The organism is Bradyrhizobium sp. Gha (assembly GCF_900113735.1).
In the GTDB taxonomy this organism is placed as follows: domain Bacteria; phylum Pseudomonadota; class Alphaproteobacteria; order Rhizobiales; family Xanthobacteraceae; genus Bradyrhizobium.
Genome location: NZ_FOQM01000016.1, coordinates 126,705 through 151,299, shown reverse-complemented (window position 1 = coordinate 151,299; position 24,595 = coordinate 126,705). Strand labels below are relative to the sequence as shown.

The following is a 24,595-nucleotide window of genomic DNA, read 5'->3' as shown; positions in this document are numbered from 1 at the left end:
CCGCATGCGATCAAGGGGTTGTGCGACCGTTATGGTTTCCGGTTCGTTAACGGTCGCCCTGTAGCATCCCCGGCAGCATCCTTAGAAGTCCCTTCTCAGGAGAACCCTGCCTCGGGACAATCTTGGCACCAGGTTCCCCGCGACAGGGTCAGCGTCGAGGCCGTCCATGCATATCGTCTGCCCCCATTGTACGACTTCCTACGCCATCAAGCTTGCCAGCCTTGGGGCCAATGGGCGGACGGTCCGCTGCTCGCGCTGCAAGGAAACCTGGATGGCGCATCCTGCAGATGCCATCGAGGAGGCGACCGTACCGGCCATGGCCGCGGCCAGCCGGACCGACGATCAATCCGACCTCGCCGCCCAGTGGAACTCCTACGCCTCGGACGCGACCGCCGAGACGCCGGTGGTCGACAGCCCCTCGATCGTCAGCGACTGGCCGACCGAGGATGCCGCTGAGGACGAATGGTCAGCAGCAGCCCGGGAAGCCGAGGAGGAAGTTGCAGGCGCGCAGCACCAATCCTGGTTCCGTGGCCTGTTCAGCCGCCGCGGCGCGAAGGTGAGCCGGCCGAAGCCTGCCGCGGCCCCACGCAAATCCTACTATGGCCTGCCGACCGCCTGCGCCGCCATGGGCGCGCTGGTGCTGGCGCTGGTGATCTGGCGCGGCGACATGGTGCGCTTGCTTCCGCAGACCGCGGCCTTCTACAAACTGGTCGGGCTGGACGTGAACCTGCGCGGCCTCGCCTTCAAGGACGTCAAGCTCTCGAGCGAGACCGTGGATGGTAAGCAGGTGCTGGTGATCGAGGGCGTGATCGTTGGCCAGGGCAAGAAGCCGCTCGATGTCCCGCGCTTGCGTTTTGCGGTGCGCGATGCGCAGGGCGCTGAGATCTACGCCTGGAATTCGGTGCTGGAGCAGACCGTGCTGCAACCCGGCGAACGCGCCTTCTTCCGCTCGCGTCTGGCCTCGCCACCGCCGGAAGGCCGCAATATCGACGTTCGCTTCTTCAACCGGCGCGACATTGCCGGCGGCAGCGTGTAATCAGGCCTTGTAGAGTCCGCACGGGAAGTTGTCCCATGCCCAAAATATTGATCGCCGATGACGAGGATTCGATGCGCCAGCTGGTGGCGCGCGCCATCGCCATGGACGGCCACCAGACCGTCACCGCAGAGGACGGCGCCGAGGCGCTGGAAATTTTGACCCGCGAGGACGGCGCGTTCGACCTGCTGCTCACCGACATCCAGATGCCCGTCATGGACGGCATCGCGCTGGCCCTCTCCGCCGCGCGCGAATTTCCTCAGCTGACCATTTTGCTGATGACCGGCTTTGCCGACCAGCGCGAGCGCGCCTCGAACCTCAATGCGCTGGTGCATGATGTCGTGACCAAGCCGTTCTCGGTCGCGGATATCCGCACGGCGGTGGCGGACGCGCTCGCGGCGAAGAAGGGCTGACCCCTACGTAGCGCAACTCCTGATCTGTCATTGCTGAGGTGCGAGTTCTTGCGAGCCTCGAAGGATGTACGGGCACCAGTGGAGCCGTCGCCCTTCGAGGGCCGCTGAAGAAGCGGGCCATCTCGGGGTGACGGCGATGAAATCTCTCCGCGGAAAGATTCCGGGTTGCTTCGCTGCGCTCGCAACGACGGAGTATCGAGAGCCTAGCCCTCAAAAATCCTTCAGCAGCCGCTCGATGTAATCGAGCTCGATCTGCGGGCGCGAGGGGTCGCCGAGGCGGCGGCGCAGCTCTTCGAGGATGCGGCGGACGCGCTGCACGTCGATCTCGCCGGGAATCTTGACCGTGTAATCGTCACCGAGATCGCCGCGGCGAAGCGGACGGCCGAGCGGATCAGTCTGATTCCCGCCACTCTGCTGGCGGCCGGCGCGATTGCCGGGACCATCTCCCTGGCCGTCGCCGTCGCCCTGCTGCATCGCTTCAGCCATCTTCTGCGCACCCTTGCGCATCGCATCCAGCGCCTTGCCCTGGGAATCCACTGCACCGTCGGCATTGCCTTCGCCGAGCTTCGAGCCGGCGTCACCCATGGCGCTGTCGGCGGAATCGAGCCCGCCGTCATCATCGCCCTGGTCGGCGTCCTGATCGCCGTCCTGGCCCTGGTCGCCTTGCTGGCCCTGCTGCTGTCCCTTCTGTCCTTGCTGGCCTTTCTGACCCTTTTGCGAGAGGCCGCGCTTGGCCATTTCGTCCTGGAGCTTCTTCAGGCGGTCGCGCAGCGCCTGCTGGTCCTGCTGCAGGTCCGACATCGACTGGTCGCCCTGCTGCTTGCCGCGCATGCGGTCGCGACGCGAATCCTGGCCCTGCTTGTAGGTCCTGTCGCGCAATTGCTGCTGCTTGCGGATCATGTCGCCGAGCTCGTTCAGCGCCTGCTCCATGTCGCTTTCGCCGGACTGTCCCGGCTGCGCCATCTGCAGCCCCTCCAGCATCTGCTGAAGCTGGTCGAGCAGCTGCTTGGCCGCGTCCTTGTCGCCGGAGCGCGACAGGCGCTCCATACGGTCGATCATGTTCTGGAGGTCCTGCTGGCGCAGGATCTTCGTGTTCGGATCGAGCGGGCGCGCGAGATTTTGCGCGTCCTTGTTGTTGCGAAACTGTTCGGCCAGCTGGCGCATGAAATTGTCCAGCGCCGCCCGCAGATCCTGCGTGAGCTTCTTGATCTCCTCGTCGCTGGCGCCGCGCTCCAGCGCCTGCTTGAGCGCGTCCTGCGCCGCGCGCAACGCCTTCTCGACGTCGGAGATGTTGCCGTCCTCGATCGTCACCGCGAGCGCCCACAGGCTCGCCACCACCTCGCGCAGCGCGTCGTCGGTGCGCGCCGCCTCGAGCTGGCGCGTGACACTGTAGAGGCCGAGATATTGTCCCGTCTCCTGCGTGAACAGTTCGGGCGCGATCATCAGCGCATCGAGCGCGGTATAGACGTCGGAATTCCTGTTGGCGTCGAGCGCGAGGATACGACGTTGCTCGATCAGCGCGCGCGCCAAGGGTTTGGTGAACAGACGCTCCGGCAAGCGCATGTTGAAGGGTTCGCTTCGCGCCTCGTTGCCGGCCTCGTCCTTGGCGGTGAGCGTCAACGTGACGTCGGCGCCGGCATAGGGATCCTCGCTAAGATCCTTCACCGTCTGGCCGACGCCGTTACGGGTGCGCGCGTTCGGCAGCACGAGCGGGAATTGCGGCGGCTGGAACAGCGGTCGCGCCGCGGTCTTGTCGGTCTTGTTATCGGCCTTGCCGTCACCGCCCTTGGCGGCATCATTGGTGCGCGCCGCAACCTGCGCCTCGGCGCCGGTGACGCCGTAATCATCCTCGATCTTGTAGACGAGCTGGAGCGCGCCGCGCGCCTGACGCTCCGGATCCTTGGCGAGCGCGATGGTCGGCGGACGGTCCGGCGTCGCTGCGAAAGCCCATTGCGGCTGGCCCGAGGGCGCGCGGACATGCGCGGTGCCGTCGCCGGCGATGGTGAAATGCTTTTCGTTGGTGCCCTTCGGTGCGGCCTCGGTCGGCGCGACTTCCTTCAGGCCGCCGGAGGTCACGACATCCAGGCTGCCGCCGGAGGATCGCACGATCAGGGTCGAACCCGCGGGAACGGCGAGCGGGCCGGAGACCGGCAGCGCCGCCGCCTCCTTGTTGGCGGCCGACAGGATCACCGGCGGCTTTCCGGTGTAGAGCGGCGGCGTGACCCAGGCGTCGACGCGGACATTGGTCGGCGCCAGCACGCCGTTCCAGTCGAAGGCCGCGCCCAACCGCATCGCGCGCTCGTCGCCGGCGGCAAAGAAGGTCGCGACCAGCATCACCATGACCAGCGCGCGCAGGGCCCAGGGATCGTGGATGGCGAGCCGCGGATGAGGCAGACCGGCCCGGATGCGCTTGAGCGAGGCCAGCGTGCGCTCGCGCTGAGCCCGCCAGAGCGCCTGCGCGACCGGGTCTTGCGAGGTCAGTGTGTCCGTGAGTGTCGTGGCGGGACGGTGGCGGATGCCCGAACCGCGATCGAGCCGTGCGAGCGCCTCTTCGCGGCTCGGCCAGCGAAAACGAACCAGCGGGAACAGCGCGGCGACCGCAAGGCTCGCGAACATGACGAGGCCGATGGCGCGCGCCACGGAGGGCAAAGCCAGCCAGAGGCCCGCCCAGGACACCACCAGAAACAGGCCGATAACGGTGAGGACGCGCGCCAGACCGGGCCAGGCCCGCTCCCATGCGATAGCGTAGGTGGACCGATCGAGGGCCTGCGCCAGCTTCAACCGCGACAGAGCATCGCCATCACGGATCGGGTCTGACGGGTCGGGGGGGGCGCCGTTCAATCAACTCTCCAGGTTGCCCGGTAGAGAAGCGTACCACAACGGCAGCACTGAGGCATCCGTTCCCGTACGGGAGAGACCCCTTTTCCCGCATAACACGGGGACGTGACTGGCGAGGGGCAACCCCGTAACTTCCGCGGCGCCATCCCTCGGGGAATGAAGCGAGAAGAGGAAACGTCATGGACAAGAAGATGCACGACAAGGGCCTGGAAGTCCGCAAGGCGGTGCTGGGCGAGGCCTATGTCAACAACGCACTGAAGAACGTCGACGATTTCAACCGTCCGTTCCAGGAGATGCTCAACGAATATTGCTGGGGCACGGTATGGGGCCGCGAGGAGCTGCCGCGCAAGACCCGCAGCATGCTCAACATCGCCATGATCGCGATCCTCAACCGCCAGCACGAATTCCGCGCCCATCTGAAGGGCGCGCTCACCAACGGCGTCAGCCGCGACGAGATCCGCGAGATCCTGATGCAGGTCGCGATCTATGGCGGCATGCCGGCCGCCGTCGACAGTTTCCGCATCGCGCGCGAGGTATTCGCCGAGATCGACGGGTAAGGCGTGAGCCAAGCATTCAACGTATCGTTCCGTCATTGCGAGCGAAGCGAAGCAATTCAGAGATCCCCCCGCAGAAACAGCCTGGATTGACTTCGCCGCTTCGATCCTCGCAATGACGACCTGAGGAAACAGCACCATGGACATCGGATTCATCGGCCTCGGAAACATGGGTTTTCCGATGGCGCGGCGGCTGATCGAGGCCGGCCACACCCTCGTCGTGTTCGACACCCGCAACGAGGTCGTCGACAAGCTTGTGGCGCGCGGCGCCACCGCTGCGACATCGCCGAAGGACGTCGCCGACAAGGTCGAGACCGTGATGGCGAGCCTGCCATCGCTGCAAGCCTCGCTCGACGTTGCCACGGGCGCGAACGGCGTGATCGAGGGGAGCCGCGTCAAGCGTTTCATCGATCTGTCGACCGTCGGCTCGGCGATGGCAGCGAAGATTCACGACTGTCTTGCCACGCGCAACATCGTGCAGATCGACTGCCCGGTGTCCGGCGGCGTCGGCGGCGCCGAGAAGGGCACGCTCGCGGTGATGGTATCGGGGCCCAAGGCCGACTTCGAGCTGCTCAAGCCTGTTCTCGACGTGATCGGAAAAGTGTTCTTCATCGGCGAGAAGCCGGGCGCGGCACAGACCATGAAGCTCGCCAACAATTTCCTCTCGGCCACCGCCATCGTGGCGACCTCGGAAGCCGTGGTGATGGGCGTGAAAGCCGGGCTCGATCCGGCCGTGATGATCGACGTCATCAATGCGGGCTCCGGCATGAACACTGCAAGCCGCGACAAGTTTCCGCGCTCGGTGCTGCCGCGCAGCTTCGACTTCGGCTTCGCCACTGGATTGATGGTGAAGGACGTCCGGCTCGCGCTGGAGGAGATGAAGCAGCTCGGCCTGTCGATGGAGGTTGCCGATGCCGTCGGACGGCTGTGGGAAACGGTGATAGCTGCGGAAGGCGCCGAGTCCGATTTCACCGCGGCGATCAAGCCGATCGAGAGCAAGGCTGGCGTCGTGGTCGGCGGAGCGAAGGGCGGATCGGCGGGGAAATAGGGCCCGAACCCATCACAGCCAAGGCGCGGGCGTGTCCATGGCGATGAGCTGCTCGACCTCGATGCGGGGGCGCACGACGGCATACTGATCGCCCTTCACCAGCACTTCCGGCACCAGCGGGCGGGTGTTGTAAGTACCGGCCTGCACCGCGCCATAGGCGCCTGATGTCATGATGGCGATGAGATCGCCCGGCTTCGGCGCCGGCAAAGTGCGATCAAGCGCGAGATAGTCGCCGGTCTCGCAGACCGGGCCAACGACGTCGGCCATGATGGTCGCCGCTCCCTTCGCCGGCTGCGTCACCGGCAGAATGTCGTGATGCGCCTCGTACAGCGTCGGGCGGATCAGGTCATTCATGGCGGCATCGATGATGACGAAGTTCTTGCCGTCGCCGTGCTTCACATAGATCACCTTGGCGACGAGGATGCCCGCATTGCCGACGATCATGCGGCCCGGCTCGAACATCAGGGTGCAGCCGAGATTGTGGCTGACGCGCTTGACCATCGCGGCGTAGGCATCGGGCGCCGGCGGTGCCTCGCGATCCATGTAATAGGGAATGCCGAGCCCGCCGCCGAAATCGACGTGGCTGATGTTGTGGCCGTCGGCGCGCAGTGTCTGCACGAATTCGGAGAGGATGCGGAACGCGATCTCCATCTTCGAAAGGTCAGTGATCTGGCTGCCGATGTGAACGTCGGCGCCTGTTACCTCGATGCCGGGAAGCTTCGCGGCGCGCGCGTAGACCTCGCGCGCGTGCACGATCGGAATGCCGAACTTGTTCTCGGATCTGCCGGTGGAGATCTTGGCGTGGGTGCCTGCATCGACATCAGGATTGACGCGGATGGAGATGCGCGCGGTCTTGCCCATCTCGGTCGCAAGCCGCGACAGCAGCTCCAGCTCGGGCTCGGATTCGACATTGAGACAGCGGATGTCGGCGGCCAGCGCCGAACGCAGCTCGGTCTCGGTCTTGCCCACGCCGGAGAACACGATCTTGCTGGCGGGGATGCCGGCCGCCAATGCGCGCTTCAGTTCGCCGCCCGAAACCACGTCAGCGCCGGCGCCGAGCCTCGCCAGCGTGCGCAGCACCGACTGGTTGGAGTTCGCCTTCATGGCGTAGCAGACCAGGACCTTCTCGCCGGCAAAGGCATCGGCGAAGACGCGGTAATGGCGCTCCAGCGTCGCGGTCGAATAACAATAGAACGGCGTGCCGACGGTCGCAGCCAGCTCGGACAGGTTGATGGCCTCGGCGTGCAGCACGCCGTTGCGGTAGTCGAAATGGTTCATGGCGTTAGCTCGATTGCCCCAGCCTACCGGCTGGGCGTTTCGTCCAGGAGCGGGTCGAGGATAAACGTTTTCTTCCTGCCCTTGGCCGCCGCCGGCGGTGCCTCCGAACCATAGGTCGGATTGAACACGCTCGGCGTCTTCTGGGCTTCGGTCTCGGTGTCACCAGGCGCGGCGATGTTGGCCGTGGACGCGTTGGAGGCGGTCGGCGGAAGGTCGAGCGGGCCCCGGCGGCCACAACCGGCGAGCGCAAGCGCGCTCAGGCTCAAGACGATGATGGCCCACCCCGAGCCGGCCGGGCGAAACTTTGACGTCACGACGAAATCCCCACGATGCGGCCGCACCATACAGAGGTTGGCCCGGTCTGGCGAGTGCCGGAAGGCCACGGAAGGTCGGTCAAATTTCGGTCCTCAGCCCAATTTTCGCTCTTTTTCCAGCCGCTTGGCCCAGGCTTTGGCCTGGGACGCCACGTTCTTCGGCGCGGTGCCGCCGAAGCTGGTCCGGCTCTTCACCGACGATTCGACCGAGAGCACGCCGAGCACGTCCCTGGTGATTTTGGGCTCGATCGCCTGCATCTCCGCCAGCGGCAGCTCGTGCAGCGCCATGCCGCTCTCGGCAGCCTTGGCGACGATGCGGCCGGTGACGTGATGGGCCTCGCGGAACGGCATCTTCAGCGTCCGCACCAGCCAATCGGCGAGATCGGTCGCTGTGGCGTAACCCTCGCCGGCAGCAAGCCTCATCCTAGCTTCGTCAGGCACGAGATCGCGGACCATGCCGGTCATGGCGCGGATCGCGAGCGACAGCGCGGCAAAGCCCTCCATGGCGCCCTGCTTGTCCTCCTGCATGTCTTTTTGATAGGCGAGCGGCAGGCCTTTCATCACGATCAGGAGACCGTTGAGCGCGCCGATGACGCGACCGGTCTTGGCGCGCACGAGCTCGGCGGCATCAGGATTGCGCTTCTGCGGCATGATCGAGGAGCCGGTGGTGAACTTGTCGCTGAGGCGGATCATGCCCACCAGCGGCGAGGTCCAGATCACGATCTCCTCGGCAAAACGCGACATATGCACGGCGCAGATCGAGGCCGCCGAGAGCGTCTCAAGCACGAAGTCGCGATCGGACACCGCATCCAGCGAATTCGCCATCGGCCGATCGAAGCCGAGCGCCTTCGCGGTGGCGTGGCGGTCGATCGGGAACGAGGTGCCGGCGAGCGCGGCGGCGCCCAGCGGCGATTCATTGAGCCGCTTGCGCGCGTCCTGGAAACGGCCGCGGTCGCGCGCGGCCATCTCGACATAGGCGAGCAGATGGTGGCCGAAGGTCACGGGCTGCGCGGTCTGGAGATGGGTGAAGCCGGGCATCACGGTGCCGGCGTGTTCGAGCGCACGATCCACCAGCGCCTGCTGGAACGCGGCGAGCGCGGCGTCGGTCTCGTCGACGATATCGCGGACATAGAGACGGAAATCGGTCGCGACCTGATCGTTGCGCGAGCGTGCGGTGTGCAGGCGGCCGGCGGCGGGACCGATCAGCTCCGACAGGCGGCTCTCGACATTCATATGGATGTCCTCGAGCGCGCGCTTGAATTCGAAGTCGCCCTTGCCGATCTCTGACAAAATCGTGTCTAGACCCTTGCCGATATTTTTCGCATCAGAGGCCGTGATGATGCCCTGGCTGGCCAGCATCGCGGCGTGGGCCTTGGACGCGGCAATGTCCTGGGCAAAGAGGTGACGATCGACGTCGATGGAGACGTTGATCTCTTCCATGATCTCATCGGGACGTTCCGAGAACCGGCCGCCCCACATCTTGTTGCTCATGATCCCCTGCTCACGCCTTTGCCGCATGTTTGCTGGCGGAAGCCAGCCGTATTAAGAGGCCCCTGATAGCCATATCTGCGACCGGATGACAAACGATATGCTCGACCAGAAGCCCTCCGCCACGCGCCGGATCCCCATCGTGATCGCCACCGTAGTGGTCGGTGGGCTGGCCGGCTTCGCCGCGCTGTATGGGCTCGGCCTGAGCCGGGCCCCGTCAGGCGATCCGGCCTGCAAGGCCGCTGTCGCCACGGCCCGGAAGATCGCTCCGCTTGCCCATGGCGAGGTGGCGGCGCTGACCATGGCGAGCGCGCCCCTCAAGCTGCCGGATCTGACCTTCGAGGATGCCGACGGCAAGCCGAGGAAGCTGTCGGATTTCCGCGGCAAGACGCTGCTGGTGAACCTCTGGGCCACTTGGTGCGTGCCCTGTCGCAAGGAAATGCCGGCGCTGAACCAGCTCCAGACCAAGCTTTCAGGCCCTGACTTCGAGGTGGTGGCGATCAACATCGACACCCGCGACCCGGAGAAGCCCAAAAACTTCCTGAAGGACGCCAATCTGACCCGTCTCGGCTATTTCACGGATCAGAAAGCGAAGGTTTTTCAAGATCTTAAATCAATAGGTCGGGCCCTGGGCATGCCGACCTCGGTGCTGGTCGATCCGCAGGGCTGCGAGATCGCGACAATCGCGGGGCCGGCGGAATGGGCGAGCGATGACGCGCTCAAGCTGCTGCGGGCCGCGCTAGGACCGGCGGCTGCGTCCTTTTAAGCAGAGATATTGAGGTTGCCGCCGACGCCGGGGCCGACATTGGCAAGCGAAGGCTGACCGGCGCCCATCAGCGTCAGGACGGCGGATTTCTCCGCATCCGCGTTCTGCTTCATCAGCGTCGCCGCGATGTTCGACTGCAACGCGCCTTGCTGAGAGGCCAGCATGGTGCTGACCATCGCCATGGTGTCCATTACGCAACCCTCGTACCCGCGATAGCCTAGGCGGAGTGGGTTAACTGGACATGAATTGTCACGGAGCGGATTGACGGCCTTACCGCGTCGGAACCGGCTTGGCGCCGCGATAGTCGTAAAAGCCGCGCTGGGTCTTGCGCCCGAGCCAGCCGGCCTCGACATATTTCACCAGCAGGGGGCACGGCCGGTACTTGGAGTCGGCCAACCCCTCATGCAGGACCTGCATGATCGACAGACAGGTATCGAGGCCGATGAAATCGGCGAGTTCCAGCGGGCCCATCGGATGGTGCGCGCCGAGCTTCATCGCCGCGTCGATGGCCTCGACGTTGCCGACGCCTTCATACAGCGTGTAGATCGCCTCGTTGATCATCGGCAGCAGAATGCGGTTGACGATGAAGGCCGGGAAATCCTCGGAGACCGCGACCTGCTTGCCGAGCTTGGCGACGAATTCCTTGGACGCCTCGAAGGTCGAATCATCGGTGGCGATGCCGCGGATCAGCTCGACCAGCTCCATCAGCGGCACCGGATTCATGAAGTGAATGCCGATGAAGCGCTCCGGCCGGTCGGTCGCGGCGGCAAGGCGGGTGATCGAGATCGAGGACGTGTCGGAGGCAACGATCGCCTCCGGCTTCAAGATCGCGCAGAGGTCGTGGAAGATCTTGCGCTTGACCTCTTCCTTCTCGACTGCGGTCTCGATCACGAGATCGCAGTCGGCGAGGTCGTCGAGCTTCTCGGCGAGCTTGATGCGCCCGATCGCCTTGGCCTTGTCGTCCTCGGTGACCCCCTTCTTGGAGACCTGGCGCGCCAGATTGCCATTGATGGTCGCCATGCCTGACTTGAGACGATCGGCCGAGATATCGTTGAGCACCACGTCGAATCCGGCCAGGGCCGCGACATGCGCGATGCCATTGCCCATCTGCCCCGCGCCGATCACGCCGACCTTCTTGATTACTGCCGCCATAATGTCATCCACCGGAACGGCGCGCATATCGCGCCCTGCCTATCCCCTGAGCCGGGAGGTCTGATTTCATCAGAAACCCGATTAGATCAGAATCCTTGCTCGAAACCTAGATTGGATCGCTTCGAAGGCGTGCCCACGCCAAAGAAAAGGGGTGAGAAATGCAACACCGGCCGGAGTTTATGCCTCCGGCCGGTGTTTTTAACGCGTTTTACTTGCCGAGCTTGCCGAGTTCGGCCGTCAGCTCCGGAACCGCCTGGTAGAGGTCGGCGACCAGGCCGTAATCGGCGACCTGGAAGATCGGCGCGTCCTCGTCCTTGTTGATCGCAACGATCACCTTGGAGTCCTTCATGCCGGCCAGATGCTGGATCGCGCCGGAAATGCCCACCGCGACATAGAGCTCGGGGGCCACCACCTTGCCGGTCTGGCCGACCTGCCAGTCATTCGGCGCATAGCCGGCGTCGACCGCCGCGCGCGAGGCACCGACACCGGCCCCTAACTTGTCTGCGAGCGGCTCGATGTATTTGGCGAAGTTCTCGCGGCTCTGCATGGCGCGGCCACCGGAGACGATGATCTTGGCCGAGGTCAGCTCGGGGCGGTCGCTCTTGGCGACTTCCTCGCCAACGAAAGTCGACAGGCCGGGATCGGCCGCTGGCTGGACGCTCTCGACCGGCGCACTGCCGCCGGCAGCTGCCGCCGCGAAGGTCGAGGTACGGACCGTGATGACCTTCTTGGCGTCCTTCGACTTCACCGTCTGGATGGCGTTGCCGGCATAGATCGGACGCTCATAGGTGTCGGGGGCGACCACCTTGGTGATCTCCGAGACCTGCATGACATCGAGCAGTGCGGCGACCCGCGGCATCACGTTCTTGAAGCGCGAGGTCGCGGGCGCGACGATCGCGTCATAGGACGGGGCCAGCGAGACGATCAACGCGGCCAGCGGCTCGGCGAGATCGTGCGCGTAAACCTCGCCCTCGGCCACCAGCACCTTGGCGACGCCGGCAAGCTTCGAGGCTGCCTCGGCCGCAGCCTTGGTGCCCTGGCCGCCGCCGGCAACCAGCACGTGGACGTCGCCGCCGAGCTGGGAGGCCGCGGTCAGCGCCTTGTTGGTGGAGTCCTTGAGGACCTCGTGTTCGTGTTCGGCAATCAACAGCGTCGTCATCAGAGCACCCCGGCTTCGTTCTTGAGCTTCGACACCAGCTCGGCGACGTCCTTCACCTTGACGCCGGCCTTGCGGCCCGCGGGCTCAGCCGTCTTCAGAACTTCGAGGCGCGCAGTGACGTCGACGCCGTAATCGGCGACGGTCTTGTCCGCGATCGGCTTCTTCTTGGCCTTCATGATGTTGGGCAGCGAGGCATAGCGCGGCTCGTTGAGACGGAGATCGGTGGTGACGATCGCCGGTCCCTTCAGCTTCACGGTCTGCAGGCCGCCGTCGACTTCGCGGGTGACCTTGAAGTCGCCGCCTTCAACTTCGAGCTTCGAGGCAAAGGTCGCCTGCGACCAGCCGAGCAGCGCGGCCAGCATCTGGCCGGTCTGATTGCTGTCGTCGTCGATCGCCTGCTTGCCGAGAATGATGAGGCCCGGCTGCTCTTCCTCAGCAACCTTCTTCAGGATCTTGGCGACGGCGAGCGGCTCGACGGTGCCCTCGGCCTTCACCAGGATGCCGCGATCGGCACCCATGGCGAGCCCGGTGCGGATCGTCTCCGATGCCTGCGCCGGTCCGATGGAGACCACCACGACCTCGGTCGCCTTGCCGGCTTCCTTCAGGCGCAGCGCTTCCTCGACCGCGATTTCGTCGAAGGGGTTCATCGACATCTTCACGTTGGCGAGTTCAACGCCCGACCCATCGCCCTTGACGCGGACCTTGACGTTGTAATCGACCACCCGCTTTACCGGCACCAAGACCTTCATCGATCCTCTTTCACTCAACTTGGGAGGGGTTATTCAACTGGCGCGGAACCTAAAGGCCTGATCCGGCCCGGTCAACGCGCGGCAGGCCTAATTTTAGCCCCCTGAAATGCTGATCTCAATGGGTTAGCGGTTCTGGCCCGGAACCCAGAGGACATCACCCGCGCCATCATGATTAGCGGCACGGCTGGCCACGAACAGGAAGTCCGACAGGCGATTCATATATTGGATGCCAGCTGCACCGACCGACTCTCCGGGCTGGGCGGCCAGCTCCACGATCATGCGTTCCGCCCTGCGGCAAATCGTGCGGGCGAGATGGAGGTGGGCGGCGGCCGGCGTACCGCCCGGCAGCACGAACGACGTCAGCGGCGCGAGCTTGTCGTTGAGCGCGTCGATGTCGTGCTCGAGCCGCTCGACCTGGCGCTCCACCACCCGCAGCCGCTCGGCTTTACCCTCGCGCTCAGGCACAGCCAGGTCGGCACCGAGATCGAACAGATCGTTCTGGATACGGCCGAGCATCGCATCGAGCTCGGGAGCATCCTCGGTATGAAGGCGGACCACGCCGATTGCGGCATTGGTCTCGTCGACGGTGCCATAGGCCGCGATGCGCAGATCGTATTTCGGGCGGCGCTCGCCGGTTCCGAGCGCTGTCGTGCCGTCGTCACCGGTCTTCGTGTAGATGCGGTTCAGGATAACCATGATCAGCGTCCCATGATCCAGACGGCGAGCATGGCAATGACGATCGCCACGAACTGCAGCAGCACGCGCAGACGCATCAGCTTCTGCGAGGTGTTGGGCGAGCCGCCGCGCATCATGTTGACCAGGCCGAGCAACAGCACCAACGCCACGGCGCCGGCTGCCACCGGCAGGATGAAAGTACTCAGGAGAGATGCCATTTGGGGGTGATAACACCGTGTGCGGCGCTCCGCCATGGCGTTCCCAATCTGGCGTTTGAGACGATAATATCAGAAACTCATGAGATGATTTCCGATCCGCGCCCATCGCTGGCCCTCTTCGCCTCTCGCCGCTTGCGGGGAGAGGCCGACGCGCGGAACGCGCGGCGGGTGAGGGGGGCTCTCCGCAAGGATGGTGACAGAGGGATTCCCGGAGACTCCCCCTCACCCGGAATCCGCGCTGGGCGCGCATTCCGGCCTCTTCCCGCACGCGGGAAGAGGCGAAGTCGGAGCAAGCAGTGAGAGCAATCCGCACCATCTACGTCGTCGTAGAGGACGCCTTCTACACCTTCCTGGCCGACGACGGCTGGGCGATCGCGAGCCACATCGCGCTATCGACCCTGATGGCGCTGTTCCCGTTCCTGATCGTGTTGACTTCGCTCGCCGGCTTCTTCGGCTCCAAGGAGCTCGCCGATCAGGCCGCCAGCCTGATGCTTCAGGTTTGGCCCAAGCAAGTGTCCGATTCGATTTCGGGCGAGGTCCACGACGTGCTGACCACGACCCGCTCCGGCGTGCTGACGATCGGCGCGGTGCTGTCGGTCTATTTCGCCTCGAACGGCGTCGAGGCGCTCAGGGTCGCGCTCAACCGCGCCTATGCGGTGGTGGAGATGCGGCGCTGGTACTGGCTGCGGCTGGAATCGATCGGCTACACGCTGGTGGCGGCTGTCACCGCACTCGCCATGGCATTCCTGATCGTACTCGGGCCGCTGCTGATCGAAGCTGCGCGGCGCCATATTCCACTGTTCGTCGAATCCAACGAAAGCATCCTCACCTGGCTGCGCTACGGCATCACCATCGCCGCGCTGGTCGTCGCGCTCTTCATCCTGCATGCCTGGTTGCCGGCGGGGCGGCGCAGCTTCCTTCAGATCCTGCCCGGTATCGTCTTCACGATGGTGGCATCGCTGATCTCCGGCGTGGTGTTCGGACAATATCTGGCGCGCTTCGCCAACAATTACGTGACGATGTATGCGGGGCTCGCCTCGGTGATCATCGCCCTGGTGTTTCTGTATTTCATCGCGGCGATCTTCGTTTACGGCGGCGAGCTCAACGCCGCGATCATCAAGTCACGGCTTCCACACGGCGTGTCGCTTCAAGCAGCGCAGTCGCTAGAGCACGCGGGGACACAGGCTTGACCAGGAAAGCGTCCGCGCCGGCCTCGCGCGACGCCGCCTCATCCTCGCCGCGACCGGACACGCCGATGATCGGGATCCGAGCCAGCGGCCCCTGCATCGTGCGGATCCGTCTGATCGCCTCGACGCCATCGATGCCGGGCAGCACCATGTCCATCAGCACGGCATCGAAGCCGCCCTGCGCGAGCCGGTTCACCGCATCCTCACCGCGCCCGATGAACTCGGCATGATGGCCGAGCTCGGTCAGGATCGTGTTGAGCACGACACGGCCGAACGGATTGTCCTCGACGCTGAGCACGCGCAACGCGGCCAGCGCATCCGCTGCCTCACCAGCGGGCTTGCGCCTTTTCACCGGCCCCGCCGCGTCGAGCGTGACTGTCAGCGTAAAGGTTGCGCCGCCGCCACGGCGCGGCGCGACCGTGATGTCGCCGCCCATCGCGCGCGCCAGCTGCTTCACCGAGGACAAGCCGAGCCCGGCGCCACCGAAGCGCGAGGCGATGGTGACATTGGCCTGGGTGAACGGGCGGAATAGACGCTTGATCTCGGCCATGGTCAGGCCGATGCCGCTGTCGGAGACCGCAAAGGCAACGCCCACCCGGCGCTTCTCGCTTTTCCTGCTCTTGGCGGGACGCCAAGGCTTGACCGCGAACGCCACACCCCCTTGGTCGGTGAATTTGACCGCATTATCGATCAGGTTCTCGAGTGCGGCGCGCAGACGCACGGGATCGCCAACCACCAGCCCCGGCAGCTTCTCTGAGATATCGACCTGTCCCTGAAGGCCCTTGGCTGCAGCGCGCCCGGCGAGCGAATCGCCGGCGCTGCGAGCCAGTGCACCCAAATCGAACAAATCCTCCCGCAGCGTGCTGCCGCCGCTCCCGTTGCCTTTGCCGGTCCTGGCGGCGTCCACGAACAGAGTCGCAAGGCTCGCCAGATGCTCGGCGCCGGCCTTGATGGTGTCGGCCCAGCGCCGTTCCCGCTCGCCGAGATCGGAGGTCGCGAGCAGGTCGCTGATCGCGAGAATGCCGGTCAGGGGCGTGCGGACCTCATGGGCAAAGGCCGCGAGGGCAGCCTGGACCACGTCCGGCGTGACCGCCTTGGTGCTGCGCTTGCGCACCTTCGCGGCCGGCCCGGGTCGCTTCCGAGGCGACCGCCTAGACGTCCGCGTGGTGCGCGCCGGGCGCGATTCTGCCGCCATGAGTCCCCTTCGAAGCAGTACCCTTCGAACCCCAGCCTGTCAGGCAAGCATGGCACGACGGGATAGGTGGAGTCACGGCGGTGTTGGGCTAAACCCCAGAGAAATCTAACCTAATCCCACCAGCTGGCGAATACGGGCGGGCGAGGCTCCGATTGCGCGCAACTCCCGCAGCCCGGTCGAGCGATCCGATTTCGACAGCTTCCGGCCGTCACTGTCTCGAATCAGGGCGTGGTGGCGATAGGCCGGTTCGGCCAGGCCGAGCAAGGCCTGGAGCAGGCGGTGGACCGAGGTGGCGTGAAACAGGTCCTGACCGCGCACGATCTCACTCGTCCGCTGGAGCCCGTCGTCGACCACCACGGACAGGTGATAGCTGGTCGGCGTGGCCTTGCGGGCCAGGATCACGTCGCCCCAGGCCTCAGGCCGCGCTGCGACCGGGCCCCGCTCGCCATCGGGCCCCTCGCCCAGCTCGTTCCAGGTCAGGCTGGAGACGCGCCGGCAGGCCGCTGCCATGTCGAGGCGCAAGGCATAAGGCACGCCGCTGTCGATCAAGCGTGACCGCTCGCCGCCAGACAGCAATCGTGCGTTACCGGGATAGAGCGGCGCGCCGTCGGGATCACGCGGCCATGGCCCATCCGCCTCGCGGGCGGTCACCAGCCTGGCGATCTCGGCGCGGCTTTCGAACGCGGGATAGACGAGACCGAGCGCCGAGAGTTTTTCCAGCGCGGCGCGATAGTCGGCAAGATGCTCCGACTGTCGCCGTACCGGCATTTCCCAGGTGATGCCCAGCCAGGCAAGGTCTTCGTAGATCGCGGCCTCATATTCCGGCCGGCAGCGCGTCGCGTCGATGTCCTCGATGCGCAGCAACAGACGCCCGCCGCTGCCCCGCGCGCGATCGAAGTTCAGCAGCGCCGAGTAGGCGTGGCCGAGATGCAAATGGCCGTTCGGGCTGGGGGCAAATCGGAAAACGGGTGGCGACATAGGCAAAGATCTCGTCATGGCCGGGCTGTCCGGGCCATCCACGTTCTTCGGTGCGACTTACCAACCGTGTCAAGGTCGCGAACGAACACGATGTCCACGCACCATGCTAATAATGACGCGCGGATAGAAAGACGTGGATGGCCGGGTCAAGTCCCGGCCATGACGCCGAGGGAGTTTGCCGAGCCATCATGACCATCCACCTCGAAACCCAATCCGACCTCGAAGAAGCTGTTCGCACGCTGGTCAAGCGCGATCCGCGGCTCAAGCCGGTGCTTGATATCGCCGGCATGCCGGCACTGCGGCGGCGCGAGCCGGGCTTTGCTGGGCTTGCGCACATCGTGTGCGGGCAGCAGCTCTCCACCGCGAGCGCGGCGGCGATCTGGGGGCGGCTGTCCGCGGCCTTCGATCCGTTCGACCACGAGGCGGTACGCCGCGCCCGGACCGACCGGCTGGGGCGGCTCGGCCTCTCCGCGGCCAAGATCAAGACCCTGAAGCATCTCGCGCGCGAGATCATCGAGGAACGGCTGAACCTCGACGTGCTCGCGGAGGAAGATGCAGACGCCGCGCATCACACGCTGATCTCGCTGCCCGGCATTGGACCGTGGACCGCCGACGTCTATCTCCTGTTTTGCCTCGGTCATGGCGATGCTTGGCCGGCCGGCGACCTCGCCGTGCAGGAAGGCGTCAAGATCGGCCTTGGCCTTCAGGCACGGCCGACGGAAAAACAGATGGCCCCGCTCGCCGAGCCCTGGCGCCCGCTGCGGGGTGCCGCCGCGCATCTGTGGTGGAGCTACTACCGCGCGGTGAAGAAGCGCGAGGGCATCATCGCAGGCGAAGCGAACGCTGTTTCAAACAATGTTGCTGTTGCAAAGCGCACAGCCGTCAAGGAGAAGGTGCCGGCGCGGAGAAAACGGGGATCTTCACCATGACATCGTTCGACTTCGTCGTCGCACGCAACGATCTCGAGCAATGCAAGCTGATCGACACTACCCTTCCGGATGCGGCCGCACTGCCCGCGGATACGCTGTTGGTGAAGGTCGACCGCTTCGCATTCACTGCCAACAACGTCACCTATGCCGTGATGGGCGACGAGCTGAAATACTGGCAGATCTTTCCGGCGCCGCAGGGGTTCGGCAACATTCCGGTGTGGGGCTTTGGCGAGGTGATCGCCTCGGCGCATCCGAGCGTGCCCGCGGGTGAGCGCCTGTTCGGCTATTTCCCCATGGCGACGCATCTCGTGATCGAAGCCACCGATGTCAGCAAACGCGGCTTGCGCGACGGTGCCGCGCACCGCCAAGGCGTGGCGCCGGTCTACAACGCCTACGCCCGGGTCGGCGGCGATCCCGCCTATGCCGGCAGGCAGGGTGATTACCAGGCGCTGCTGCGGCCGCTGTTCATGCTGTCGTTCCTGGTCGACGACTTCCTCGCCGAGAACGACGATTTCGGCGCACGCACCGTGCTGCTGTCGAGCGCCTCGAGCAAGACGGCGTTCGGGCTCGCGCATCTCCTGCACACGCGCGGGCGCAAGGTGACCGGACTGACATCATCCGGCAATACCGGCTTCGTCTCGAAGCTCGGCTGCTACGACGATGTCGTCACCTATGACCGTATCGCGTCGGTACCGGCGGATATTCCGGTCGCCTTCGTCGACATGGCCGGCAACAGCGCGCTGCGGGCCGCCTTGCATCAGCACTTCCGCGATCAGATGAAATGCTCCGTGCGCGTCGGATTGACGCATCGCGCCACCGATGCGAACGAGGGTGTGCTGCCCGGCGCCAAGCCGCGCTGGTTCTTTGCGCCCGACCACATCCGCAAGCGCGCCAAGGAGTGGGGCCCGGGCGGCATCGAGCAACGTTTTGGGGCGGCCTGGTCCGGCTTTGCTCCTATGCTGGAGAGATGTCTGAGCGTCGTCGAGAGCCGTGGGCCCGACGCCGTACAGCAAGTTTATCTCGACACGTTGAAAGGGCGCATTCCGCCCGAGCAGGGGCACATGCTCTCGCTGTTCGGGTAAAGCGCTTTTGATACGGTCGTGCATTGGTGCACGGTGCGGTCGCAGTTCAACATCGTGGAACAATCCGCACCGGGCGTGCGCGCCATGCTGTTGCGCGGAAAGTTCCTGGCGCTGCGGCATCCGCGGGATTCGAAGGGCACGTCTGGGCCGGCGAGGTCGGCGTGACTGGAAGACCGACTTACCGGACGAGGAGATGCCAGCGGAAATGCACGGCACGGGGTGCCTGTAGAAGCTGGCGCGGGTGCGCGGTAGTCCATGCGAACCGGCCCGAACGCAACCGCCGCGCAGCCCTCCCAATCGCGGCGTTTTTGCGCGTTTCGCCACCCCGCCGCCGCATTGCTTGCGCCTGAATAAGTCGCTCAACGGGCTTCACAATCCCGTCACGCTGCATGTAGTATGTCAGTACATGCTGCTTCGCAGCGAATATTGGAGGCCGGGAGCGTTACTTGAACGCACATGTCTCGCAAGGCAGTTGGCCGGTGCTGGTCCTGAACGCGGACTTCCGGCCACTGAGTTACTACCCACTGTCTCTGTGGTCGTGGCAGGACGCGATCAAGGCGGTGTTCCTCGACCGCGTCAATATCGTAGCGCATTACGATCAGGCGGTTCACAGTCCCACGCTGCAAATGCAGCTGCCGAGCGTGGTCTCGCTCAAATCCTTCGTCAAGCCGACCACCCATCCCGCCTTCACACGGTTCAACGTCTTCCTGCGCGATCGTTTCGCCTGCCAATATTGCGGCTCGCCCGAAGACCTCACCTTCGATCACATCATTCCGCGCAGCAAGGGCGGCCAGACCACCTGGGAAAACGTGGTCGCGGCGTGCTCGCCCTGTAACCTGCGCAAGGGCAATCTGACGCCGGCGCAAGCCAAGATGTTTCCGCGTCAGAGCGCGTTCGCGCCGACCGTGCACCAGCTCCACCGCAACGGCCGGCTGTTCCCGCCGAACTATCTGCACGACAGCTGGCTGGATTACCTGTACTGGGATACGGAGCTGGATCCGTAAGGCATCGCTGCGTCCTCGTCTCGTCGCCCTCCCCGGCAGCGACGGAACGCAGGCAAGGTCCGGCCATGCCGGCCAACCCTCAGCCTTTCGTTACCGGACCTTAAGACTCCGTCCGCAATCTCGCCGACAGATCGGCCGGCCAAGTGCCTTGTAGAGATTAGCGAACCGATGCTCACCGCAACATTGGAGCAGATCCAGGCCTCGCCGCGAAAGCGGACCATTTATGTCTGCACCATCGTCACACTGCTGGCAGCCATCCTCGTCTTCAAGGCGATCCGCTTCTTCGAGGGCGGCCTCTGGTATGGCGGCCAGACCGTCGACTTCGCAGCGTTCCACATAGTCGCGCAGCGGATCTGGCTCGGTGACCTCGACCTGACCTACCAGTTCGCTGCGTTCACGAAGATGCAGATGGCAGCAGCCGGCGGCACCACCGGCGTCATGCCCTGGACTTACCCACCGCAATTCGATCTGTTGCTCGCCCCTCTGGCGTTCCTCCCGGGCTGGGCCGCCTATGCTCTCTTCACGACCGTCACGCTGGCGGCCTATCTGATGACGCTCCGCGTGATTGCTGGAAACAACCTTGCGCTCGTGCTCGTCGTGTTTTTCCCGGCGATCGCGATCACCATCGGCATCGGGCAGAATGGTCTCCTGACCGGCGCACTGATCGGACTGATCTGCATCAACGCGGAGCGGCGCCCGGTGCTCTCGGGCATCGCCCTCGGAATCATGGTCATCAAGCCTCACCTGGCCGTTGCGGCCGGCATCTACGTGCTGATGACGCGCCGCTGGACGGCGGTGCTGACCGCCGCAATCGTGGTGATCGCGAGCTCGCTCGTCTGCGCGCTCACCTTCGGCCCGCAAATCTGGAGCGCGTGGCTCGGCAGCATCCGCGAAGCCGCGAGCTATCTGGAGGAAGGCCGCTATCAGCTGTTTCGGATGATCTCGGCCTATGCGGCCTTGTACAATGCCGGTGTTCCACCAGCCGGAGCGTTCTGGGGACAAATGGCCATGGCCGCATTGGCGCTCGTCACCGTCGCACTCGCGGTTGCGCGCGGACCGTCCCCCCGCTTCGCGCTCGGCGTCGTCGCGGTCACCTCCGTGATGATCAGCCCCTATGCCTACGACTATGACTTGCCGATCGTGGGAATCGGTCTCGCGCTGCTGCTTCCCGACCTTGCCCGCCTGGCTTGCCGGCGCGAACGCGGCGCCATCTATGCGCTCCTGCTGCTGGCCAACGCCTACGGATTGTTGCAATCGGCGCGGCTGTCGGCGGAAAACGCCCAGGCTGACAGCCTTGAGCGCACCATGACGCCGGCCGTCGGAGGCGTCGCCCTCATGGCCGTGCTCGTGATGCTGCTGTGGGTCCTGCTGCGCCAGGCGGGCCCTGCCGCGGTTCGCCTGCACGGCGAGCCTGCCTAACTTTCCTCCCGCACTTGCACGACGGAACCGGAATGGCCGGCGCCCGTTCAGATGAGAGGCCAAGCCGCGGCGAGGGCCGTGGTGCCAGCAAACGGAGGTCCACCATGCCCGCAGCCGAGAGGGATCACGTCTACAAGATCTTGGAACTGGTCGGATCGTCCGAGACCTCGATCGACGATGCAATCAAGAACGCGATCGGCCGCGCCTCCAAGACCGTTCGCGAGATGAAATGGTTCGAGGTGGTACAGACGAGGGGCCACATCGAGAACGGCGCGGTGCGCCACTACCAGGTCACGCTGCGCGTCGGATTCACGCTCGATGAGTGAAGCGGCGAGCGCGAGGTGACCATTCCACCGCGGCTGCGTGGTTAACATCCACATACGAGAGTCGATCAAATCTCGACAAACTCCGACCGGTTGAGTACGGCCCCGCGCAATCATCACAGTTCTTGCAACAGGCCGTTAAGACCAAAGTGAGAGGTTTGCCCCGAATTGGAGCAAACCCGATGGTCACAAGCCGCGAACTCGGCAAGACCCACCTTCCGCTCTGGGCGGCGGGATTCGTTGCGCTGATTTGCGTGACAATCCTGGGCATGAGCGCCTGGCGCGAATGGGAAGCGCGCAATTCCGAGCTCAGGAACGCCGAGATCGATGTCGCCAATCTCGCGCATTCGCTGATCCAGCACGCGGACGACACGTTCGAGCTCGCCGATACGATTCTGGTCGGATTGGTGCACCGGCTCGAGCTCGACGGATTGGGTCCGGACACGATCGCAAAGCTCCAGACCTATCTGCCGACACGCAAATCATCGGACCGCATCCGCGGTATCTTCGTCTATGACGCGACCGGCCGCTGGCTCGCCACGACCGAGCATGTCGACTTCTCCGGACTCAACAACAGCGATCGCGAATATTTCCAGCAGCACCGCGCCTCCCCGGACAAGGGCACGCTGATCGGCCGGCCCGTCAAGAGCCGCTCCGGCGGCCAGTGGATCATCACGGCGTCGCGCCGGATCAACCATCCCGATGGCAGCTTCGCCGGCGTCGCGCTGCTCACGATCGACGTCACCTATTTCTCGAATTTCTATGAACGGTTCGACCTCGGACCGAATGGCTCGGCATCGCTGCTCAACAATGCCGGCATCTTGCTGGCCCGGACCGGTGACAAGAGCGATGCTTTCGTCGGTCGGGACCTGTCCAATACGCCTTTGTTCAGGGACCGGGGAAGCCGACCCGAAGCGGCGGTCTATTACTTCAAGTCGCCGCTCGATGGGGTGCAGCGCCTGAGCTACTATCAGCGCAGCAGCCGTTATCCCCTGATGGTGCTGGCGAGCAAGTCGCAGGACGACGTGCTGACCCCATGGCGACGCGCGGCGGGCGCGCGCATGGTCTTCGTCCTCGGTCTCGTGCTGCTGATCGCGGTGATCGGTTTTTACCTGGTCCGTCAGTTGCTGGAACGGCAGCGCACGGCACAGGTCCTGGTCGCCAAGGAAGCAAATTTCCGCCTGCTGGCCGAGCAGTCCAGCGACATGGTGACCCGGATCGGGCTGGATAACCGGCTGCTCTACGTCTCACCCTCATGCGTGCGCATCACCGGGTGGTCGGCCGACGAACTGCTCGATACGTCGGCCCTGGCGGGCATTCACCCGGATGACGTGGAACGGGTCGAGCAGGCCATCGCCGCGCTGAAGAACGGCGAAGCCGAGGAGGCGCGGTTCATCTATCGGCAGCGCCATCGCGACAAGGGCGAGATCTGGGCCGAGGCGGCTCTGCACGTGACCCTGGCGTCTGACAGCGGTGAGATCGACGGCGTCGTCGCCGTCATGCGCGACATGACCGAGCAGAAGGACCTTCAGGACAAGCTCGCCTCGCTTGCGACGACCGACGGCCTCACCGGCCTTGCCAACCGACGCGCATTCGATGAACGCCTGGCCGACGAATGGGCGCGCGCGCGACGCGACGGAACGCAGCTGTCGCTCCTGCTGATCGATGTCGATCATTTCAAGAAATTCAACGACCATTACGGCCATCTGGCCGGCGACGCTTGCCTGCGCGCGCTGGGCCGGATTCTATCCGCCACCGCCAGGCGCCCCGCCGACCTCGCCGCGCGCTACGGCGGCGAGGAGTTCGCCGTGCTGTTGGCGAACACCGGTCCGGACGGCTGCGCCGAGGTCGGCGAAGGCATTCGCCAGGCACTGCACGACCTCGCCATGCTGCACGCGCAAAATCCGCCGTCCCGCCTCGTGACCGTCAGCGTCGGCGCCGCGACGAGCCTTCCATCCCAGGCCCCGGACTCAAATACGCTGGTCGCCGCCGCCGACCGCGCACTCTACGCGGCCAAGGACAGCGGCCGCGACCGGCTGGTGATGTCGGGGCAGGTTGTCCCCTGGCCCGCCAAGAGCGCGTGACGAATTGTCGGCCACGTTCTGACGGGCTATGACTGCAGTCGTCGCCGAATGTTCGGCCTATCCGCGAGCGCAGCAGTGACCGACGAAATCAAGCTCGTCCTCTTCGACATCGACAACGTCCTCTGCGACTACGACAGGAGCAAGCGCGTGGCGCGCCTGGCGGAGCTTGCGGGATCGACCGACGAATTCGTTCACCAGGCGATCTGGGACAGCGGCTTTGAACTGCTCGGCGATTCCGGCACGCTCGATGCCGTCGACTACCTGCGGGGCTTCGGCGAGCGCATCGGCTATCCGCTGTCGCTCGATGAATGGGTGGAGGCGCGGCGCTGCTCAATGCGGGCCGATCGCGCGATGCTGGAGATTGTCGGGCAGTTGCGCCGAACCGTAGATATTGCGGCCCTGACCAACAATACCACCCTGGTTGCCGATCACATCGATACGCTGCTGCCTGAATTGCGACCGCTGTTCGGCACCAAGATCTACACCTCGGCGCAGTTCAAGACGGCGAAGCCCGATCCGCTGTGCTACCGGCGCTGCGTTTCAGAACTCGAAGTCAGACCCGAGACCGTTCTCTTTGTCGACGACCTCCCGGCCAATGTCACCGGCGCCAGGGAAGCCGGCCTGCTTGCGCATCACCACACGTCCGTGGACACGTTCAGGCAAGCCCTTTCGGGTTACGGCCTGCTTGGCGAGCGATGAGCGAATTCGA

Annotated in this window: 25 protein-coding genes; 13 read left to right on the top strand and 12 right to left on the bottom strand. The window is 64.9% G+C overall.

Annotation, left to right across the window (positions count from 1 at the left end):
• Nucleotides 1–166: 166 nt before the first annotated feature.
• Entirely contained in the window at nucleotides 167–1,036 is an 870-nt protein-coding gene (locus BM222_RS20450; protein ID WP_092230950.1) for an MJ0042-type zinc finger domain-containing protein, read from the top strand.
• 35 nt (nucleotides 1,037–1,071) lie between these two features.
• Nucleotides 1,072–1,446, top strand: coding sequence for a response regulator (locus BM222_RS20445; RefSeq protein WP_092230947.1), 375 nt, complete (start codon nucleotides 1,072–1,074; stop codon nucleotides 1,444–1,446).
• A 210-nt stretch (nucleotides 1,447–1,656) separates the two neighbouring features.
• Here the strand turns inward: BM222_RS20445 and BM222_RS20440 are convergent, their stop codons facing one another.
• Entirely contained in the window at nucleotides 1,657–4,287 is a 2,631-nt protein-coding gene (locus BM222_RS20440; RefSeq protein WP_092230944.1) for a TIGR02302 family protein, read from the bottom strand.
• Nucleotides 4,288–4,463: 176 nt separating this feature from the next.
• On the opposite strand from BM222_RS20440, the gene BM222_RS20435 reads away from it, so the two are divergent.
• Both BM222_RS20435 and BM222_RS20430 read left to right on the top strand, forming a co-directional pair.
• Nucleotides 4,464–4,841: a carboxymuconolactone decarboxylase family protein gene (locus tag BM222_RS20435; RefSeq protein ID WP_092230940.1), complete on the top strand. Its 378-nt coding sequence runs from the start codon at nucleotides 4,464–4,466 to the stop codon at nucleotides 4,839–4,841.
• A 136-nt stretch (nucleotides 4,842–4,977) separates the two neighbouring features.
• The gene (locus tag BM222_RS20430) at nucleotides 4,978–5,886 is read left to right on the top strand and encodes an NAD(P)-dependent oxidoreductase (RefSeq protein WP_092230936.1); all 909 of its coding nucleotides are present in this window, start codon (nucleotides 4,978–4,980) and stop codon (nucleotides 5,884–5,886) included.
• A gap of 12 nt (nucleotides 5,887–5,898) precedes the next feature.
• Here the strand turns inward: BM222_RS20430 and lysA are convergent, their stop codons facing one another.
• From lysA to argH, 3 genes are all read right to left on the bottom strand, one after another.
• On the bottom strand, nucleotides 5,899–7,164 hold the full coding sequence (gene lysA / locus BM222_RS20425; protein ID WP_092230933.1) for a diaminopimelate decarboxylase: 1,266 nt from the start codon (nucleotides 7,162–7,164) through the stop codon (nucleotides 5,899–5,901).
• 23 nt (nucleotides 7,165–7,187) lie between these two features.
• On the bottom strand, nucleotides 7,188–7,478 hold the full coding sequence (gene lptM, locus BM222_RS20420) for an LPS translocon maturation chaperone LptM (protein WP_092231034.1): 291 nt from the start codon (nucleotides 7,476–7,478) through the stop codon (nucleotides 7,188–7,190).
• Between the two features lie 93 nt (nucleotides 7,479–7,571).
• Nucleotides 7,572–8,969 (bottom strand): argininosuccinate lyase, encoded by a 1,398-nt coding sequence (gene argH, locus BM222_RS20415; protein WP_092230930.1) that lies wholly within the window; start codon nucleotides 8,967–8,969, stop codon nucleotides 7,572–7,574.
• A gap of 97 nt (nucleotides 8,970–9,066) precedes the next feature.
• Between argH and tlpA the strand changes: the two genes are divergently transcribed.
• Nucleotides 9,067–9,732, top strand: a complete 666-nt coding sequence (gene tlpA, locus BM222_RS20410; RefSeq protein ID WP_092231031.1) for a thiol:disulfide interchange protein TlpA — start codon at nucleotides 9,067–9,069, stop codon at nucleotides 9,730–9,732.
• Here tlpA and BM222_RS20405 read toward each other — a convergent pair.
• The 6 genes from BM222_RS20405 to BM222_RS20380 all read right to left on the bottom strand — a co-directional run bounded on the left by BM222_RS20405 (nucleotide 9,729) and on the right by BM222_RS20380 (nucleotide 13,685).
• The gene (locus tag BM222_RS20405) at nucleotides 9,729–9,923 is read right to left on the bottom strand and encodes a hypothetical protein (protein WP_092230929.1); all 195 of its coding nucleotides are present in this window, start codon (nucleotides 9,921–9,923) and stop codon (nucleotides 9,729–9,731) included. The genes tlpA and BM222_RS20405 overlap by 4 nt on opposite strands.
• A gap of 79 nt (nucleotides 9,924–10,002) precedes the next feature.
• A complete protein-coding gene (locus BM222_RS20400) occupies nucleotides 10,003–10,884 on the bottom strand; it encodes a 3-hydroxybutyryl-CoA dehydrogenase (protein ID WP_092231028.1) in 882 nt (293 codons plus the stop codon).
• A 208-nt stretch (nucleotides 10,885–11,092) separates the two neighbouring features.
• Nucleotides 11,093–12,043: an electron transfer flavoprotein subunit alpha/FixB family protein gene (locus tag BM222_RS20395; RefSeq protein WP_092230927.1), complete on the bottom strand. Its 951-nt coding sequence runs from the start codon at nucleotides 12,041–12,043 to the stop codon at nucleotides 11,093–11,095.
• A complete protein-coding gene (locus BM222_RS20390; RefSeq protein WP_092230924.1) occupies nucleotides 12,043–12,792 on the bottom strand; it encodes an electron transfer flavoprotein subunit beta/FixA family protein in 750 nt (249 codons plus the stop codon). The genes BM222_RS20395 and BM222_RS20390 overlap by 1 nt, the downstream gene beginning before the upstream one ends.
• A gap of 123 nt (nucleotides 12,793–12,915) precedes the next feature.
• Complete coding sequence (locus BM222_RS20385) at nucleotides 12,916–13,488, bottom strand: cob(I)yrinic acid a,c-diamide adenosyltransferase (RefSeq protein WP_092230922.1); 573 nt, start codon at nucleotides 13,486–13,488, stop codon at nucleotides 12,916–12,918.
• A 2-nt stretch (nucleotides 13,489–13,490) separates the two neighbouring features.
• Nucleotides 13,491–13,685: a twin transmembrane helix small protein gene (locus tag BM222_RS20380; RefSeq protein WP_092230919.1), complete on the bottom strand. Its 195-nt coding sequence runs from the start codon at nucleotides 13,683–13,685 to the stop codon at nucleotides 13,491–13,493.
• Between the two features lie 296 nt (nucleotides 13,686–13,981).
• Between BM222_RS20380 and BM222_RS20375 the strand changes: the two genes are divergently transcribed.
• Complete coding sequence (locus tag BM222_RS20375) at nucleotides 13,982–14,875, top strand: YihY/virulence factor BrkB family protein (RefSeq protein ID WP_092230917.1); 894 nt, start codon at nucleotides 13,982–13,984, stop codon at nucleotides 14,873–14,875.
• Here BM222_RS20375 and BM222_RS20370 read toward each other — a convergent pair.
• Nucleotides 14,802–16,067: an ATP-binding protein gene (locus tag BM222_RS20370; protein ID WP_092230915.1), complete on the bottom strand. Its 1,266-nt coding sequence runs from the start codon at nucleotides 16,065–16,067 to the stop codon at nucleotides 14,802–14,804. The two genes, BM222_RS20375 and BM222_RS20370, sit on opposite strands and share 74 nt — an antisense overlap.
• 105 nt (nucleotides 16,068–16,172) lie before the next feature.
• Entirely contained in the window at nucleotides 16,173–17,045 is an 873-nt protein-coding gene (gene gluQRS / locus BM222_RS20365) for a tRNA glutamyl-Q(34) synthetase GluQRS (RefSeq protein ID WP_092230913.1), read from the bottom strand.
• 188 nt (nucleotides 17,046–17,233) lie between these two features.
• Here gluQRS and BM222_RS20360 point away from each other — a divergent pair, with 188 nt between their 5' ends.
• The 7 genes from BM222_RS20360 to BM222_RS20330 all read left to right on the top strand — a co-directional run bounded on the left by BM222_RS20360 (nucleotide 17,234) and on the right by BM222_RS20330 (nucleotide 24,585).
• The gene (locus BM222_RS20360) at nucleotides 17,234–17,974 is read left to right on the top strand and encodes a DNA-3-methyladenine glycosylase family protein (protein ID WP_092230910.1); all 741 of its coding nucleotides are present in this window, start codon (nucleotides 17,234–17,236) and stop codon (nucleotides 17,972–17,974) included.
• Complete coding sequence (locus BM222_RS20355) at nucleotides 17,971–19,056, top strand: DUF2855 family protein (protein ID WP_092230906.1); 1,086 nt, start codon at nucleotides 17,971–17,973, stop codon at nucleotides 19,054–19,056. The genes BM222_RS20360 and BM222_RS20355 overlap by 4 nt, the downstream gene beginning before the upstream one ends.
• 446 nt (nucleotides 19,057–19,502) lie before the next feature.
• A complete protein-coding gene (locus BM222_RS20350; RefSeq protein WP_008142962.1) occupies nucleotides 19,503–20,060 on the top strand; it encodes an HNH endonuclease in 558 nt (185 codons plus the stop codon).
• Between the two features lie 168 nt (nucleotides 20,061–20,228).
• The gene (locus tag BM222_RS20345) at nucleotides 20,229–21,479 is read left to right on the top strand and encodes a glycosyltransferase family 87 protein (RefSeq protein ID WP_092230903.1); all 1,251 of its coding nucleotides are present in this window, start codon (nucleotides 20,229–20,231) and stop codon (nucleotides 21,477–21,479) included.
• A 104-nt stretch (nucleotides 21,480–21,583) separates the two neighbouring features.
• Nucleotides 21,584–21,805 carry a dodecin gene (locus tag BM222_RS20340; protein WP_092230898.1) on the top strand — a complete coding sequence of 74 codons (222 nt, stop codon included), beginning with the start codon at nucleotides 21,584–21,586 and terminating at the stop codon, nucleotides 21,803–21,805.
• Nucleotides 21,806–21,984: 179 nt separating this feature from the next.
• On the top strand, nucleotides 21,985–23,886 hold the full coding sequence (locus BM222_RS20335; RefSeq protein WP_092230890.1) for a sensor domain-containing diguanylate cyclase: 1,902 nt from the start codon (nucleotides 21,985–21,987) through the stop codon (nucleotides 23,884–23,886).
• Between the two features lie 48 nt (nucleotides 23,887–23,934).
• Nucleotides 23,935–24,585 carry an HAD family hydrolase gene (locus BM222_RS20330; RefSeq protein ID WP_092230887.1) on the top strand — a complete coding sequence of 217 codons (651 nt, stop codon included), beginning with the start codon at nucleotides 23,935–23,937 and terminating at the stop codon, nucleotides 24,583–24,585.
• The last annotated feature ends 10 nt before the right edge of the window (nucleotides 24,586–24,595 follow it).